This window comes from Streptomyces meridianus (assembly GCF_023703325.1).
GTDB lineage: Bacteria > Actinomycetota > Actinomycetes > Streptomycetales > Streptomycetaceae > Streptomyces > Streptomyces meridianus.
In genome coordinates, this window is the sequence record NZ_JAMQGM010000049.1 from 111,696 (window position 1) to 127,529 (window position 15,834).

14 protein-coding genes are annotated in these 15,834 nt (G+C 71.9%); 8 read left to right on the top strand and 6 right to left on the bottom strand.

The features are described from left to right. Positions 1–16: 16 nt before the first annotated feature. Complete coding sequence (locus tag M1E25_RS22240) at positions 17–931, top strand: anti-sigma factor RsbA family regulatory protein (protein WP_251418486.1); 915 nt, start codon at positions 17–19, stop codon at positions 929–931. A 78-nt stretch (positions 932–1,009) separates the two neighbouring features. Here M1E25_RS22240 and M1E25_RS22245 read toward each other — a convergent pair whose 3' ends face one another. Further along, on the bottom strand, positions 1,010–2,125 hold the full coding sequence (locus tag M1E25_RS22245) for an RsbRD N-terminal domain-containing protein (protein ID WP_251418487.1): 1,116 nt from the start codon (positions 2,123–2,125) through the stop codon (positions 1,010–1,012). 285 nt (positions 2,126–2,410) lie between these two features. On the opposite strand from M1E25_RS22245, the gene M1E25_RS22250 reads away from it, so the two are divergent. The 4 genes from M1E25_RS22250 to M1E25_RS22265 are packed head-to-tail and all read left to right on the top strand — an operon-like array spanning position 2,411 to position 7,719. After that, the gene (locus M1E25_RS22250; RefSeq protein WP_251418488.1) at positions 2,411–2,989 is read left to right on the top strand and encodes an urease subunit gamma; all 579 of its coding nucleotides are present in this window, start codon (positions 2,411–2,413) and stop codon (positions 2,987–2,989) included. Then, on the top strand, positions 2,986–4,674 hold the full coding sequence (locus tag M1E25_RS22255; RefSeq protein WP_251418489.1) for an urease subunit alpha: 1,689 nt from the start codon (positions 2,986–2,988) through the stop codon (positions 4,672–4,674). The genes M1E25_RS22250 and M1E25_RS22255 overlap by 4 nt, the downstream gene beginning before the upstream one ends. Before the next feature lie 16 nt (positions 4,675–4,690). Further along, a complete protein-coding gene (locus M1E25_RS22260; protein ID WP_251418490.1) occupies positions 4,691–6,385 on the top strand; it encodes an amidohydrolase in 1,695 nt (564 codons plus the stop codon). Next, positions 6,382–7,719 carry an MFS transporter gene (locus M1E25_RS22265; RefSeq protein ID WP_251418491.1) on the top strand — a complete coding sequence of 446 codons (1,338 nt, stop codon included), beginning with the start codon at positions 6,382–6,384 and terminating at the stop codon, positions 7,717–7,719. The genes M1E25_RS22260 and M1E25_RS22265 overlap by 4 nt, the downstream gene beginning before the upstream one ends. An 81-nt stretch (positions 7,720–7,800) precedes the next feature. On the opposite strand, the gene M1E25_RS22270 is transcribed toward M1E25_RS22265, so the two are convergent. From M1E25_RS22270 to M1E25_RS22290, 5 genes are all read right to left on the bottom strand, one after another. Continuing rightward, positions 7,801–9,174, bottom strand: a complete 1,374-nt coding sequence (locus M1E25_RS22270; RefSeq protein ID WP_251418492.1) for an FAD-binding oxidoreductase — start codon at positions 9,172–9,174, stop codon at positions 7,801–7,803. Beyond that, positions 9,167–9,916 carry an SDR family NAD(P)-dependent oxidoreductase gene (locus tag M1E25_RS22275; protein WP_251418493.1) on the bottom strand — a complete coding sequence of 250 codons (750 nt, stop codon included), beginning with the start codon at positions 9,914–9,916 and terminating at the stop codon, positions 9,167–9,169. The genes M1E25_RS22270 and M1E25_RS22275 overlap by 8 nt, the downstream gene beginning before the upstream one ends. Continuing rightward, positions 9,913–11,211: an L-fuconate dehydratase gene (locus M1E25_RS22280; RefSeq protein ID WP_251418494.1), complete on the bottom strand. Its 1,299-nt coding sequence runs from the start codon at positions 11,209–11,211 to the stop codon at positions 9,913–9,915. Before M1E25_RS22280 ends, M1E25_RS22275 begins: the two co-directional genes overlap by 4 nt. Then, positions 11,208–12,080: a fumarylacetoacetate hydrolase family protein gene (locus M1E25_RS22285; protein ID WP_251418496.1), complete on the bottom strand. Its 873-nt coding sequence runs from the start codon at positions 12,078–12,080 to the stop codon at positions 11,208–11,210. The genes M1E25_RS22280 and M1E25_RS22285 overlap by 4 nt, the downstream gene beginning before the upstream one ends. Positions 12,081–12,172: 92 nt before the next feature. Beyond that, the gene (locus M1E25_RS22290) at positions 12,173–12,877 is read right to left on the bottom strand and encodes a GntR family transcriptional regulator (protein ID WP_251418497.1); all 705 of its coding nucleotides are present in this window, start codon (positions 12,875–12,877) and stop codon (positions 12,173–12,175) included. 170 nt (positions 12,878–13,047) lie between these two features. Between M1E25_RS22290 and M1E25_RS22295 the strand changes: the two genes are divergently transcribed. The 3 genes from M1E25_RS22295 to M1E25_RS22305 all read left to right on the top strand — a co-directional run. Further along, complete coding sequence (locus tag M1E25_RS22295; protein WP_251418498.1) at positions 13,048–14,511, top strand: Nramp family divalent metal transporter; 1,464 nt, start codon at positions 13,048–13,050, stop codon at positions 14,509–14,511. Further along, the gene (locus tag M1E25_RS22300; protein WP_251418499.1) at positions 14,508–14,918 is read left to right on the top strand and encodes a hypothetical protein; all 411 of its coding nucleotides are present in this window, start codon (positions 14,508–14,510) and stop codon (positions 14,916–14,918) included. The genes M1E25_RS22295 and M1E25_RS22300 overlap by 4 nt, the downstream gene beginning before the upstream one ends. 54 nt (positions 14,919–14,972) lie before the next feature. Beyond that, positions 14,973–15,834, top strand: an 862-nt coding sequence (locus tag M1E25_RS22305; RefSeq protein WP_251418500.1) for a U32 family peptidase, incomplete at its 3' end; no start/stop codon positions are given.

Here is a 15,834-nt window from a genome sequence, read left to right on the forward strand (position 1 = left end):
CAGGAAACAGGCAGGCATGTTCTCTCATCCGGCGCTCCTCTACCGTGGTGAGCAGGAGTTCTTGGAGCGGGTCGGCACTTTCGTACGCGGGGCCGTGGCAGTCGGCGAACCCGTTCTCGTCGCTGTCCCCGCTCCACGCCTGCACGCACTGCGCGACCACCTCGACGCCGTCGACGGAAGCGTCACCTGGGCGGACATGAGCGATCTCGGACGCAACCCCGGCCGGATACTCTCGGCCCTGCAGAGCTTCGCCGACGCGCACCCCGGCCGGCACGTGCACATCGTGGGCGAGCCCGTCTGGGCCGGGCGCACCCCGGCGGAAATGCGCGAGGCCACCCGCCACGAGGCCCTGATCAACCTGGCCTTCGCCGGCCGGACCGCCACCATCCTGTGCCCCTACGACACCTCAGCCCTGCCCGCTTACGTCGTCCACGACGCCCACCGGACCCACCCCGTCCTCGTCGAGGGGCGGGCGCCGTGGGCCAGCTCCCGCTACGCCGACCCCCTCCAGGTCTGCGGGGACTGCGACACCCCGCTCACCGTGCCCCCGCTGTCGGCGCACGTGCTCGCCTACGCGGAAGGCGAACTGGCGGGCGTCCGCGCGTATGCCGATCAGTGGGCGAGTGGCCTCGGCCTGCCCCCGGCGCGCCGGACCGACCTCACGCTCGCCATCGGCGAGGCCGTCTCCAACTCCGTGCGGCACGGCGGCGGGCGCGGAACCCTGCGCCTGTGGACGATCTCCGCGACCATGTTCGCCGAAACCACGGACAGCGGCGGGATCGGGGATCCGCTCACCGGCAGACGTCGCCCCGATCCCGTCTCCGCCGACGGCGGGCGCGGCGTGTGGATGATGCACCAGCTCTGCGACCTGGTCGAGATCCGCACGCTGCCCGGCAGCCTCGTCGTGCGGTTGTCCATGGACCTCGACTGAACCACCGTCCCTCCTGAGGGCGCCCCGGCACGTACCCCGGTACCCGCGCTGCGCACGGACGGTGCGCGGCGCATGCCGTCACGGGGCGCACCGGAGGGCGAACAGGATCGTCGCGGCCTCGGCGGGGACCGTCGGCCGCAGTCCGGTCAGCTGCGCGAAGCGGCTCAGCCGGTTGAGGACCGTATTGCGATGGCAGTACAGGCGGCGGGTCGCCTCCGTGACCGACCCCGACGCGCAGTAGGCGGTCACCGTGGCCACCAGCCGCTCCCGCTCGTGAACGGGCAGCGGGCCGAGCCCGGACAGGACCGCATCGGCCAGGAGCTCGCCGGTCTCGCCCAGCTTCACCGCGGCCAGCGGCATCCATGCCTGGGCCAGGGTCACCGGCCGTGACGCGCCGCTCCCCAACGCGGCGGCGATCGACTCGGCGACCCGGACCATCGCGGGAACCCGCGCCAGTCCGTGCGCCACGGGAGCCACCCCGCACGGGACGTCGTCCAGCCACGCCCCGGGCCCTGACCGCTGGCCGGGCGGCAGCTGTGCCACGAACACCAGCATCCCGTTGTGCTGCTGGAGATGGGACGCCTGGCCCCCAAGATGCCCGGACACCGCTCTGCGCAGCGCCGCCTGCGCCTCCGGCAGCGCGACCGCGACCGTGAAGTCGTCCTGCGCGTTCACCTGGAGCAGGGTCGCCGCCTGTGCCACGAGCTGCTGGTCCCGGCCGTCCGACGAGAACAGACGGCCCATGATCCCTTCCCGCTCGCGCTCCCGCTCCCTGGCCTGCACCGCGATCTCGTCCAGATAGGAGGCGTGCACCTCCACGGTGTGGAATTCGACCGCCTCCCACACGCGCACGGCTCCGTTGGTCAACTCGGGCAGGCCGTCCCCCGGGGTCCGCTCGAGGAAGGCGTTCCACAGCACACGGAAGTCCATCCGGACGGCCTGGAGTAGCCGTTCCAGCGGCACCCCCTGCCGGGCGCGGCGGTGCCCCAGCCGATGCGGTGTTTCGCGCAGTTCGTCCGGTACCGGGAGGTCGCCGATGAGACGCAGCAGGAGCTCGAAGCATGCGCGGGCCGTCTCCCGCAGGTCTCCCGGCGGCACCGTCGACCGGTAGTCGTCGAACGCGGAGACCTCCGCGACGTAGGCCGCGACCAGGTCGTCGAGGTGGTCCAGGCAGTCGCGCACCAGGGTGCGCATGCCGTGGGGGAGCGGATGCCCGCCCCCACCGGATTCAGGTCCGCCGGGCACCGCAGGCGTGTCCGCGCGGTGCATACCCACAGAGGAGGGCAGAAGGCCGCTGTCCCCGCCGCCCGCCGTGGCAGTTGCTTGGTGCTCCCCGGCCGGAGGTGAATTGTGCATACGCACAGTATGAGGGCGCCAGCCGGGAGCGAATCATCATTGTCCCCCCACCCCCTCACCGGGCAGCCTGCTGGAGATGTCCCGCAGCGGCCCCGCCCGCCGTCCAGCCCGAGGGGGAGATGCATGCACCTGACGCCACGCGAGCAGGAACGCCTCACGCTGTTCACGGCCGCCGAACTGGCCCGGCGACGCCTGTCGCGCGGCGCCCGGCTCGGGGCCACCGAGGCCGTCGCCCTGGTCTGCGACGAGATCCTGGAATGGGCCTGGGACGGGGTGCCGCTGGACGAGGTCGTCCAGCGCGCATCCGGCGCCGTACCGCGCGGGCAACTGCTGCCCGGTGTTGCCGAGGCCGTGCCGAGCATCCAGGTCGAGGCGCTGTTCCCGTTCGGCACGACCCTGGTGCACGTGCCGGAGCCGTTCGGCCCCGCCGACCCCACGGGACCGGGAGGAGTCCTCACCGCAGGGGAGGAACGAACCCTCGCCCCGGGCCGTCCCCGGAAGAACCTGATGGTCACCAACCGCGGGATCCGTCCGGTCTGGATCTCCTCCCACTATCCGATCGAGGAGGCGAACCCGGCCCTCGAGTTCGACCGGGAAGCCGCCCGCGGCCACCGCCTCGACGTACCGGCGGGCACATCCGTGGAGTTCGAGCCCGGTGTCTCCCGGAGCATCACCGTCGTCACCCGAGGAGGAGCGCAATGAGCAGCATGGCGCGCAGCGAGTACGCCTCCGTCTACGGACCGACCGCCGGCGACCGCATCCGGCTGGCCGACACCGGCCTGTGGGTACAGGTCGAGGCGGACGACACCGAGCCCGGTGAGGAACTCCTCGGCGGCTGCGGCAAGACCGCACGCGACGGCCTGCTCGTGGCCGGCCGTGCACCGCGCGACAGCGCTCTGGACATGGTTGTGCTCGGCGTGGTCGTCATGGACCCGCTGCTCGGGGTGCGCAAGACCAACATCGGCATCAAGGACGGCAGGATCGTCGGCACGGGCCGGGCCGGAAATCCGCAGACCAACGACGGCGTGGAACTCGTCGTCGACTCGCACACGGCGATGATCACCGGTGAGGGGCTCATCGCAACGCCGGGCGTCGTCGACTCCCACGTCCACCTCTCCAGCCCCGAGGTGGTGCCGGCGGCACTCTCCGCGGGGGTCACGTCGCTGGTCGGCATGGGCATCGGCGGCGTGTGGGACGTCGGGGCAAATCCCGCCCACAACCTCCACTCCCTGATCGAGGGCTGGCGCGACGTCCCCATGAACGTGGCGTTCCTCGCCCGGGGTTCGTCCTCCTCGAGGGAACTGCTCGAGCGAGCCGTCCTGGCCGGCGCCGGCGGGTTCAAGATCCACGAGGACTGGGGGGCCACCCCCCGGATCGTCGACACGTGCCTGGGCGTCGCGGAGGACGCCGACCTGCCCGTAGCGCTGCACACGGACACCCTCAACGAGTCCGGCTACCTCGCCGACACACTGGACGCCACCGGCGGCCGGACCGTGCACGCCTACCACGTCGAGGGCGGCGGCGGTCACCCCGACCTGCTCGAGATCGTGTCCCAACCGCACGTGCTCACCTCGTCGACGACGCCCACACTGCCCCTGACACCGGCGACCGTCGCCGAACTGCTGCCGATGACGATGACGGTCCACCGAGGCCACCACGGCATCGGCAGCGACGTGTCCATCGCGGCGAGCCGGGTGCGCGAGCACGCGATCGCCGCCGAGAACGCGCTGCACGACATGGGCGCGATCAGCATCGTCAACTCCGACTCGATGGGCATGGGCCGGATCGCCGAAACCGCGCGCCGCACCTGGCAACTCGCCCATGTCCAGGCCGAATTGGCGGGGGAGAGCGGCCCCGGCGTGGTCAGCAACGCGCGGGTGCTGCGCTACCTCGCCAAGATCACGCTCAATCCGGCCGTCGCGCACGGCATGGCCGCACACGTCGGTTCACTGAGCCCCGGCCGGCTCGCCGACATCGTGCTCTGGCAGCCGGCCACCTTCGGGGCCCAACCCGAACTGGTACTGAAATCCGGCTTCGTGGCCTGGGGCCAGAGTGGATCCGGCTCCGGCTCGACCCGGCTGACACAACCGCGGATCATGAAGCCCTACTTCGGCGGCCTGGGCGGGGCCCCGCGCAGGCTGTCGACGGTGTTCGTCTCCCGGGCGTCCCTCGACGACCGGCAAGCCGCCGCGGAGCTCCCCCCCGGTGTGCGCTACACGGCACTGACCGACAGCCGCGGCCTGACCAGAGCCGACATGACAGGCAACACCGCCGTCCCCCGGGTGACCGTGCCGACCACTGCTGACTCCGTACTGGTGGAGGGGCGGCCGGTACCCGTCCACCACGCCGCGGAATTGCCACTGACCCGGCTTCAGAATCTGGCCTGACCGGGAACGGAGAACCATGCTCGACCTGAAACTCGTCAACGCCCGCATCCGCACCGTCGACGACAGCCACCCGCATGCCCGCACCCTCGGTGTGCTGGGCGACCGCATCGTCGGCCTCGACAAGGCGGTCGGCGACCTCCCCGCCCGCACCACCCTCGACTGCCGGGGAGCCGTCGTCGTTCCCGGGTTCGGCGACGCCCACAACCACATGGCGTGGTTCGGCCAGTCCCTGGACGAGGTGAACCTCGCACCGGCCCGGTCCCTGAACGACGTGCACCACGCCGTCGCCCGCCGGGCGGCCGAACTGCCCGCCGGTGCCTGGGTGGTGGGCTCCGGCTACGACGACACCGTCATGGGCGCCCACCCGCACCGCGACGCCCTGGACCGCGCCGCCGGCGGACGGCCGGTGTGGCTCAAACACCGCTCCGGCCACATGTCCGCGGTGAGCAGCGAGGTACTGCGCCGCTGCGGAGTGCTGGACGCAAGTGCGACCGAACCCGACGGCGGCGTCGTCGTGCGTGACCGCGACGGCAGCCCGACCGGGCTGCTCCAGGAGCGCGCGCAGGAGCTGGTGACCGGCCTCGTCATGCCCTACCCGGTCGAGGAACTGGCCCGGGCCCTGGGGAAGGCGAGCGCCGTCTACGCCTCCGAAGGCCTCACCCATGTCGTCGAGGCCGGTATCGGACGCGGTCTGATCGGCCGGAGCCCCGTCGAAGCCGCCGCCTACCAACTTGCCCGCGAACAGGGAGTTTTGCGCACCCGAGTCGAGCTGATGGTGGCCGCCGACAACCTGCACCCGCTCCAGGCCCATCCCGATGACGGCATCACTACCGGAATCGACCTCGGCCTTCGTTCGGGATTCGGAGACGAGTGGCTGCGCCTGGGGCCCATGAAGATCTGGCTGGACGGCTCACTGGTCGGGCGCACCGCGGCGGTCACGGAACCCCTGTGCGGACACGACCACCACAGCGGCATCTACCAGGACGCGCCCGAGGAGATGCGCCGCCGCGTGGTCGATGCGCACCGGGCCGGCTGGCGGATCGCCGCGCATGCCATCGGCGACGCCGCCGTCGACCTGGCACTCGACACCCTCGAGGAGGCACAGCGCAGCACACCCCGTCCCGACGCGCGGCACCGGATCGAGCACGCCGCCGTCGTCCGCGACGACCAACTGGCCCGCTTCGCCGAGCTGGGCGTGACACCGGTACCGCAGGCGTACTTCCTGCACGCCATCGGCGACACCATGGCACAGGCGCTGGGGCCCGAGCGCACCCCGTGGCTGTACCGGCACGGCTCGTTCCTGCGGCACGGCCTGCGGGTGCCGGGCAGCTCCGACCGTCCCGTGGCGGCTGGCGCCCCCCTCCTCGGCATGCAGTCGATGGTCGAACGCCTCAGCCGGGACGGACGACTCCTCGGCGCCGACGAACGGGTGAGCGCCGAACAGGCCCTGCGCGCCTACACGCTGGACGCCGCCTGGGCGAGCCACGACGAACACCGGCGCGGCAGCCTCACCCCCGGCAAGCACGCCGACTTCGTCCTGCTGTCCGACGACCCCGTCGGGACATCCGGCGGGCGGATTTCCGCCATCGAGGTCCTGGCCACCTTCGTGGCGGGCGCATGCGTCCACGGAACAGACGAACTGGAACACCACGGATCGGTGGACGGCCCCCTTCCCACGGCCGCACCGCCGCACGCAAGGAGCAGCGCATGAAAGACACACAACCGGCCGACCGGGGCGCCGCGCCCACGACACCGGCCCCGGCGGTGGTCACCGGCAAGGACGCAGGACGGGTGGCGTTCGCCGCCTTCGTCGGCACCGCCCTGGAGTGGTACGACTACTTCCTCTTCGGCACCGCCGCGGCCATCGTCTTCAACACCCTCTACTTCACTACCTTCGACCCGGCCACGGCCACACTCGCCGCCTTCGCCACCTTCGGCGTCGGCTTCGCGGCACGCCCGATCGGCGCGGTCGTCTTCGGCTGGCTCGGCGACCGGATAGGCCGGCGGCCCGCCCTGCTCGTCACGGTCGTCCTGATCGGCGTGTCCACCGGTCTCATCGGTCTGCTGCCGGGCTACGCCTCCATCGGCATAGCCGCACCACTGCTGCTCGTCCTGCTCAGGCTTCTCCAGGGCACGGCCGTCGGCGGTGAATGGGGCGGCGCGGTCACCCTCGCCGTGGAACACGCGCCCCCGGGTCTGCGGGGCCGGTACGCCGCGCTGCCGCAGGTCGGATCCCCCGTCGGGACTCTGCTCTCCTCCGGTGCGTTCGCCCTGGTGCTCCTGCTCCCGAAGGACGACTTCGAGTCCTGGGGCTGGCGTGTGCCGTTCCTGCTCGCCTTCCCGATGATGCTCGTCGCGCTGTACATCCGGCGGCGCGTGGAGGAATCGCCGCTCTTCGACGAACTGCTCAAGCAGGACGAGCGGGCGAAGATCCCGGCGCTCGAGGTGTTCCGGTCCGCCTGGCGGCCCCTCCTGGTCGCCATGGCGTCCGCGCTGCTGGGGGTGGGCGGCTTCTACCTGCTGACCACCTTCGTGATCAGCTACGGCGCCGACACCCTGGGCCTGTCCCGCGGCCTCATGGTCAACGCCACGCTGGTGGCCGCTGTCGTCGAGGTCGGCGTCATCCTGGTCGTGGGACGGATCTCGGAGCGGCTGGGCCCCGGCCGGGTCACCCTCTGGGGCGGCCTGGCCAGCGCGGCCTGCGCCTTCCCCGTGTTCTGGCTCATCGACACCAGGAGTCCGGTCGCCATCGTCTTCTCGATCGCCGTCGGCATCGCGGTGCTGTCCGTGGCCTACGCGGTGTCCGGCGCACTGCTGACCGAACTGTTCCCGGCGCGCCTGCGCTACAGCGGTGTGGCTCTTGCCTACAACCTGGCCGGGGCGCTCACCGGCTTCCTGCCGGCCGCGGCGACGGCGCTGCTGAAGGTGAGCGGCAACGCCTCCTGGCCGGTGGCACTGCTGCTCGTCGGCCTCTCCCTGCTCACCGCGCTCGGGGGTTTCCTCGGGGAGCGGATGCGGGTCAAGGACCCCGTCGCCACCGGCTGATCCCGGCGCGTGCCCCGGCTTCCGACCGCACGTTGGCCGGTCGGAGGCCGGAGGGCCGCGGCAGGCGTCGACCTGTTCCCGTCAGGCCAGCACCTTCCCGGGGTTGAGGATGCCGAGCGGATCGAAGGCCGCCTTGATGTCCCGGTGCAGTCGCGTCCCGAGTGGACCGATCTCCTTCGCGAGCCAGTCCCGTTTGAGGACGCCGACCCCGTGCTCCCCGGTGATCGTGCCGCCCAGGGACAGCCCGAGCTGCATGATCGCGCCGAACGCCCGCTCCGCTCGTTCCACGGCGGCCGGATCGCCGCGGTCGAAGATCACGGTCGGGTGCATGTTGCCGTCCCCCACGTGTCCCGGGCAGGACACGCGTACGCGGTGTTCCGCCGCGATCGCGCCGATCCCCTCGACCAGGTCCACCAGCCGCGCGCGGGGCACCGCCACGTCGTCGATCAGGGTGGCGCCGAGCCGCTCGATCGCAGCGTTCACCAGCCGCCGGGCCTCCATGAGCATCGAGGCCTCGGCCGCGTCGGAGGCCTCGGCGACATCGAGGGCTCCCGCTTCGGCACAGATCCGCCCGATCGCCGTGACGTCCTCGGCCGCCCGCGGGCCCCGGTCGGACTGCGCGAGCAGCAGTGCCTGCGCTCCCTCGGGCAGACCCATGTCCCGGTAGTCCTGGATCGCGCGCACGGTCACGGAGTCGAGGAACTCCAGCAACGACGGGCGCAGTCCGGCGGTCATGATCCGCGACGCGGCGCCGAGGGCGTCCGCCGGCGATCCGAACACCGCTGCTACCGTCAGCGCGGCCTCCGGGGCGGGTCGCAGCGCGAGCGTCGCCCGGGTGATCACCCCGAGGGTTCCCTCCGAGCCGACCAGCAGCCGGGTGAGGTCGTAGCCGGCAACACCCTTCGCCGTACGGCGTCCGGTGCGCAGGACCTCCCCGCTCGCAGTGACCACCTCGAGGCCGCGGACGAAGTCGCCCGTCACGCCGTACTTCACGCAGCACAGTCCGCCCGCGTTCGTGGCGATGTTGCCGCCGATGGTGGACATCTCCCACGACGACGGGTCCGGCGGGTAGTACAGCCCCTTCGCGGCCACCGCCCTGGACAGCACCGCGTTCACCACGCCCGGTTCCACGACCGCGACCTGGTCCGCCGGGTCGATCTCCAGGATGCCGTCCATCCGCGTCAGGGCCAGGACGAGGCCGCCGTCGACCGCGTTCGCGGCACCCGACAGCCCGGTCCGTGCGCCCTGGGGCACGACGGGGACGCGGTGGGCGGTCGCGATGCGCATCGCCCGCTGCACCTGTTCCGTGGTGGTGGGGCGCAGCACGGCGAGCGGGGCGCCCGACGGGCAGAAGCTCGCCTCGTCGCGGCGGTAGGCGGCCGTCCCGGCCGGTTCGGTGAGCACCGAGCCGGCGGGGAGCGCGGCGGCGAGTTCGGCCAGGACCCCGTCAGCCATGGGGGACCCGCAATGCGGTCAGTCCGCCGTCGACCGGGAGCGCGACACCCGTGGTGGCCCCTGCGTCCGGTGACGCCAGCGAGCAGATCGCGTGGGCGACCTCGTCGGAGGTGACCAGGCGGCCGGAGGGCTGACGGGCCTCGAGGGCCGCGAGTTCGGCGGCCGGGTCGGGCGCGGCGGCGAGCAGTCGCTGCACCCAGGGGGTGTCGGCGGTCCCCGGCAGAACGCAGTTGACCCGGATGCCGTCGGCGAGGTGGTCCGCCGCCATCGCCAGCGTCAGCGCGTGCACCGCGCCCTTGGAGGCGCTGTAGAGCGCGCGTTGCGGCAGCCCGGTGACGGCGGCGACGGAGCACGTGTTGACCACCGCGGCGCGACCGGACCGGCGCAGCGCGGGCAGCGCAGCCCGGGTCACGCGCACCGTGCCGAGCACGTTGACGTCCAGCACCGACCGCCACTCGTCGTCGTCGTTGTCCTCGACAGTGCCCCGCGCGCCCGCTCCGGCGTTGTTCACGACCACGTCGAGGCCGCCGAACTCCTCGACGACCGGGCCGACCGCGGCCCGCACCGCGTCGTCGTCGGTGACGTCGCACTCCACGCCGAGCAGCGGTGGACCGGCGCCATCCGGCCGCAGGTCGAGGCAGGCGACCCGGGCGCCCCGGGAGGCGAGCATCCGCGCCGTGGCGAGCCCGATGCCGGACGCGCCGCCGGTCACCAGGGCGCGTATCCCCGCGAAGTCGCTCACGACTCCGCGCTCCACGCGGCCCCGTCGGGGTAGCGGAACCGGTGCCGCGAGGTCTCGAGGATCTCCGCGCCGCTGCCGGGCTCCTTCGGCGGCAGGTACCGCCCGCGGCGGGAGCGCACCGGGGCCGCGAAGTGCTCGTGCAGGTGGTCGACGTACTCGATGGTGCGGTCCCGCATCGAGCCGGACACCGCGACGAAGTCGAACATCGACAGGTGCTGCACCAGTTCGCACAGGCCCACACCGCCGGCGTGCGGGCACACGGGAACGCCGAACTTCGCCGCCAGCAGCAGGATCGCCACGTTCTCGTTGATGCCGGCCACGCGGGTCGCGTCGAGCTGGAGGACGTCGATCGCCCCGGCCTGCAGCAGCTGCTTGAACACCACCCGGTTCTGGACGTGTTCGCCGGTGGCGACCCGCATCGGCGCCACGGCGCGGCGGATCGCCGCGTGCCCGAGGACGTCGTCCGGGGACGTCGGCTCCTCGATGAACCACGGATCGAACTGCGCCAGGCGCTCGAGCCAGCCGATCGCCTCGGGCACGCTCCAGCGCTGGTTGGCGTCGATCGCGATCCGCACGTCCGGGCCGACGGCCTCGCGGGCAACGGCGAGGCGGCGCACGTCCTCCTCGACGTCCGCGCCCACCTTGAGCTTGATCAGATCGAAGCCGTCCGCGACGGCCTCGCAGGCGAGCCGGGCGAGCTTGACGTCGTCGTAGCCGAGCCAGCCGGGCGACGTCGTGTAGGCGGGATATCCCTCGTCCTCCAGGGCGGCGGCCCGCTCGGCCCGTCCGGGCTCCGCCGCACGCAGCAGGTCCAGGGCCTCGTCCGGGGTGAGCGCGTCGGTGAGGTAGCGCCAGTCGACGAGGCCGACGATCTCCTCGGGCGTCATGCGGGAGAGGAACCGCCACACCGGCAGGCCGGCGCGCTTGGCGGCGAGGTCCCAGGCGGCGTTCACCACGGCGCCGATGGCCATGTGCATGACGCCCTTCTCAGGCCCCAGCCAGCGCAGTTGGGAGTCGGCGAGCAACGACCGGGAGAACCCGCCGAGGTCCGCGCACACCTCCTCGACATCACGGCCGACGACCGATCCGGCCAGCAGCCGGATCGCCGCGCACTGCACCTCGTTGCCGCGCCCGATGGTGAAGGCGAAGCCGTGCCCGTCCGGCCCGTCGTCGGTGCGCAGGGTGACGTAGGCGGCGGAGTAGTCGGGGTCGGGATTCATCGCGTCGGAGCCGTCGAGTTCCCGGGAGGTGGGGAAGCGGACATCCTCGACAGTGAGGGAAACGATGACGCTCATGCGGCCTGCTCCTTCTTCGTGCCGGAGGTCATGACCTGCCGCTGCCGCCCGAGTTCCTCGATCTCGAGCTCGACGACGTCACCCGGCTTCAGGTAGGGGAAGCGTCCGGACATCGCCACGCCCTCGGGCGTTCCGGTGTCGATGACGTCTCCCGGTTCCAGGGCCATGTAGTGACTGAGGTGGTGCACGATGCGGGCCACCGGGAAGATCATGTCGGCGGTCGTGGAGTCCTGCCGGGGCTCGCCGTTGACCCAGGAGCGCAACCGCAGCGCCTGCGGATCGTCGATTTCGTCGGCCGGTACGAGCCACGGCCCCAACGGGTTGAAACCGGGGGCGCACTTGCCCTTCGACCACTGGCCGCCGGAGTGCTCGAGCTGCCAGGTCCGTTCGGAGAGGTCGTTGGCGATGGCGTAGCCGGCGATGTGGCGCAGCGCCTCCTCGGGTGAGGAGAGACGTTCGGCGCGGCGGCCTATGACGACGGCGAGTTCCACCTCCCAGTCGGTGCGCTCGCTTCCGTCGGGTATCACCGTCTCGTCGTCGGGGCCGGCGAGGGTACCGGGGTGCTTGAAGAACACCACCGGGGCCTTCGGAGGCTCGGCACCGGACTCGGCCGCGTGGGCCGCGTAGTTGAGGCCGACGCAGATCACCGCCGCGGGACGGGCGACCGGGGGGCCCACCCGCAGGCCGTCGTCCGAGACGCGGGGCAGTGCGCCTTGTTCCAGGGCCTTCCTGACGCGGTCGATTCCACCGCCCGCGAGGAACGCTCCGTCGATGTCGGGGGTCACGCCGCTCAGGTCGTGGACCATGCCGTCGGCGGTGCGCACGGCGGGGCGTTCGGATCCGGGGGGGCCCAGACGCATCAGCTGCACGGTTCTCCTTCGTGTCTCCGTCAAAGGGGGGTTGTGGTCGTGTCGCTTCGCTCGGTCGGGGGATGGCAGGGGTGGGCGGGCCGGGCTCCGGATCAGGAGCTGTCGGATACCGGCAGCAGCCGCTCGTAGAGGGCGGTCTCGAGATGTCCGCGCATGGCGGCTTCCGCGGCCTGCGGATCTCCCGCGAGGATGGCGTCGGTGATCGAGCGGTGTTCGTCGAGCGTCTGCAGGCCGATGCCCCGGTTGTAGGAGAGCCGGAAGACGTGCAGGTGGCAGTGGGTGCGCTCGAACGCCTGACGGACCTGGGCACTGCCGGCCAACTCGGCCACCAGGACGTGGAAGCGGGTGTCGTGAGCCGTCAGCGCCTTGTAGGCGTCGTAGGTGGTGTCGCGGGGCGCGTCGCACGATCCCATCTCCGCGCGGAGCCGTTCACGTCCTTCGTCGCTCAGCCGCTCGGCGGCCCGGGCCGCGGCCCACGGCTCGAGGAGAAGCCGGAACTGGTAGAGGTCCTCGAGCTGTTCACGGTTGAGCAGCGGGGTGGTCCGGTACCCGCGCAGCGGTTCCTTGACGACCAGTTCCGCCGACTCCAGGCGTGCCAGGGCCTCCCGCACGGGCGTCGGTGAGACCCCCAACTGCCGGGCCAGGCCGTCGATGGAGACCCGGGCGCCGGGCTCGATGGCGTGGTCCATGATCAGCGCCTTGATCGCTTCATGGACGTCGTCCGCGAGCATCTGGCGTCTCGGCAGCGGCGTCACGGGCGCTCGGCCGCCCGCCTCGTTCGTCGGTGCCCCGTTCATGGTGCTCTCCCTGTTCCTCGGAGTTCTTCGGAGCGGACGTCCGCACATCCCTTGACGCGTGACTTCGCCCGCTCCAATAATCATACGCCCTACCGGAAGTATCCTATAGGATTCGACGGTGATCCAGATCACACTCGCTGGACCGGCCGTCGCCCGAGACAGGGATGGACATGACCACACAAGGAATCGGCCGCACCACGGACCCCGTGCTGCGTCTGCCGGAACCGCCCGCGGAGCTTCGCCGACGGCGTGTGAACGTCGCGACGGTCCTCAAGTTCTTCGGTCCGGGCGCGATCGTCGCCTCACTCACCATCGGCAGCGGGGAGTCGATCCTGGCCTCCCGCGAGGGCGCCGTGTTCGGCTACGCCGTGCTCTGGGCGGTGGTGGTGGGCACGGTCGCCAAGGGCGCCCTCGTCTACGCGTCCAACCGGCACATCACGCTCACCGGCGAACACCCCATGACGCGGTTCGCCAAGGTGCTGCCCGGCCCCCGGGGCTGGTTCCCGGTACTGCTCGCGCTGATCTGCCTGATGTCGTTCCCCGGCTGGGCCAGCGGAGTCGCCGTCGCACTCGGGGACTACCTCCAGTCCCTCGGCGCGGGCAACGGCACCGCCTATGCGGTGGGCGTCCTCCTGTTCGGAGCCGTGCTGTCCTACCTGGGCGGCTACACCGTGCTGGAAAAGGTGCAGGTGGCGATCGCGGGGCTGATGGTCGTGCTCGTCCTGGTCGCCGTGTTCGTGGCGCAGCCCGACTGGTCCGGCGTCCTCGGGGGCCTGGTCCCCGGCAGCTTCGACTACGCGCCCTTCGTGAGCGGCAAGTACCCCGACGTCGCCGCTACCTCGGTGTGGGTGGAACTCGTGGTCTTCATGGGCGGTCTCGGCGGCGGCATGTACGACTACATCGGCTACACCGGCATGCTGCGCGAGAAGAAGTGGGGGATGCTCGGACACCGCGACGTCGAGGCGATCGGCCACCGGCTGTCCTCGATGGACGCCCGCGACCGGATACCGCTCTCCACCGAGCCCGACGACGTGGCCGGCGCCCGCGCCTGGAGCCGTGCACCCCTGTTCGACATGATGGCGGCGTTCCTCGCGCTCGCGGTCATCGCCGCCGCGTTCATGATCAACGGCGCGGCGATCCTGGGCGAGCGCGGGCAGGTGCCCGAGGGCAACGACGTGCTGAGCTACCAGTCGCAGTTCCTCGCCGTGGTGGCGCCGCTCTTCGAGTACTTCTACATCGTCGCCATCGTCATGGTCCTCTTCGGCACCGTGTACGCGGTGTGGGAGGCCTACTCCTGGACCACCTACGAGAGCCTCTCCGCCGTCTCGGAGAAGGTCCGCTCCCGCGGGCAGCGCGGCATCCGGCCCTACGTCTACGCATGGACCGGCATCGGCAGCCTGCTGATGATCGCCACCGAGGCCGACTTCGTCGCTCTCATCACGCCCGCGTCCATCGTCGGCGGCGTCTTCGCCTGCGGCATCTACGGTGCCGGTCTCCTCTACGTCGACCGGGTCAACTTCCCGGCCCCATACCGGATGAGCACCCTGCTGCGCATCCTGGTCGCGGCGGGCTCGGTGTTCCTCACCGTCGCCGGCGTCGTCGCGATGCTCGCCTACGCGGGAGTCATCGCATGAGGACGCCAACCCGGTGGCGCCACCTCGTCCTCGGCCTGGGCTTCCTCGGACTCGCGGGGGTCCGCGCAGCGCAGGACGCATCGGTGTGGGCCCTGGTCTTCGTCCTCGCGGCCGGGGCGAACGCCTGGCTGGCGGTGCACGAAGCACCGCGCGCTGCGGGGGATGACACGAGCCCGTCGCGGCCGGACCGCGCCCAACTCGCCCGCTCCCTGGAGGGTTTCCGTACCTCGGCTCGCCAGTGGCAGGTCCTCGGCGCCGTGGGAGTGGCCGTCGGCGGCGGGCTCCTGTTCCTGGAGCCCTGGCTCGCGGTGTTCGCCGCCGCAGCAGCGCTCTTCGCCCTGCGCCGGGCACACCGGGCCGGCCGGAGCGCCACGACACTGCGGCGGGCCCAGTACGCCCACCGGTGAACGGATCCTGCCGCCCCGAACTGCCGCAACCGCCGTACACAAGGAGGTGATCAGGTGCCCCGATCCGACGGGGACGCCGTGGCCCGCTTCGCCGACGGCTCCCGCTACCGCATCGAGATTCCCAGCTGCGAAGGGCCCCGGGTCTTCGAAGCCGTCATCGAGGAGGCCGGGGCACACGGCGTCCGCGTGGACCGGGTGTCGCAGGGCAGCGGCGTCATGATGCTCACCGACGCCGAGATCTTGCGGATGGCGGCGCTCGGCGCGGAGCACCGCATCGAGGTGAACCTCTTCCTCGGCCCGCGCGGAGGGTGGGACATCGGCGCCCAGGCGGCGTTCACCGCGTCCGCCGCCGGTTCGGCGCGTGGTGAGGACGCAGTGCGCGCCTGCCTCGCCGAGGCCCGCCGGGCCGTCGATCTGGGCATCCGCAGCCTGCTGGTCTCCGACATCGGAGTCCTGGCGGAACTCGGCAAACGGAAGGCGGCCGGCGAGCTCCCCGCCGGCCTCGCCCTCAAGACATCGGTGCTGATGCCCCTGGCCAACGGGCCGACCGCGGCTGTCTACGAGCAGCTCGGCGCGACCACCCTCAACACCGCCACCGACCTGACCGTCGCACAGCTGGCCGAGGTGCGCGCCCGGACCCCGGCACCGCTGGACGTCTACGTCGAAGTGCCCGACGACCAGGGCGGATTCGTGCGCCACTACGACGTCCCCGAGATCGTCCGCACCGCGGCGCCGGTCCATCTCAAGTTCGGTGTGCGCAACGCGCCGAACATCTACCCCTGCGGCCGGCACCTGGAAGGGCTCGCCGTCGACCTCGGACGGGAGCGGGTCCGCCGTGCCGCGCTCGTCCTGAGACTGCTGGCGGAACGGGCACCCGACCTCGTCCGGCGCCCGGCACCCGCCGCCACGGCGCCCC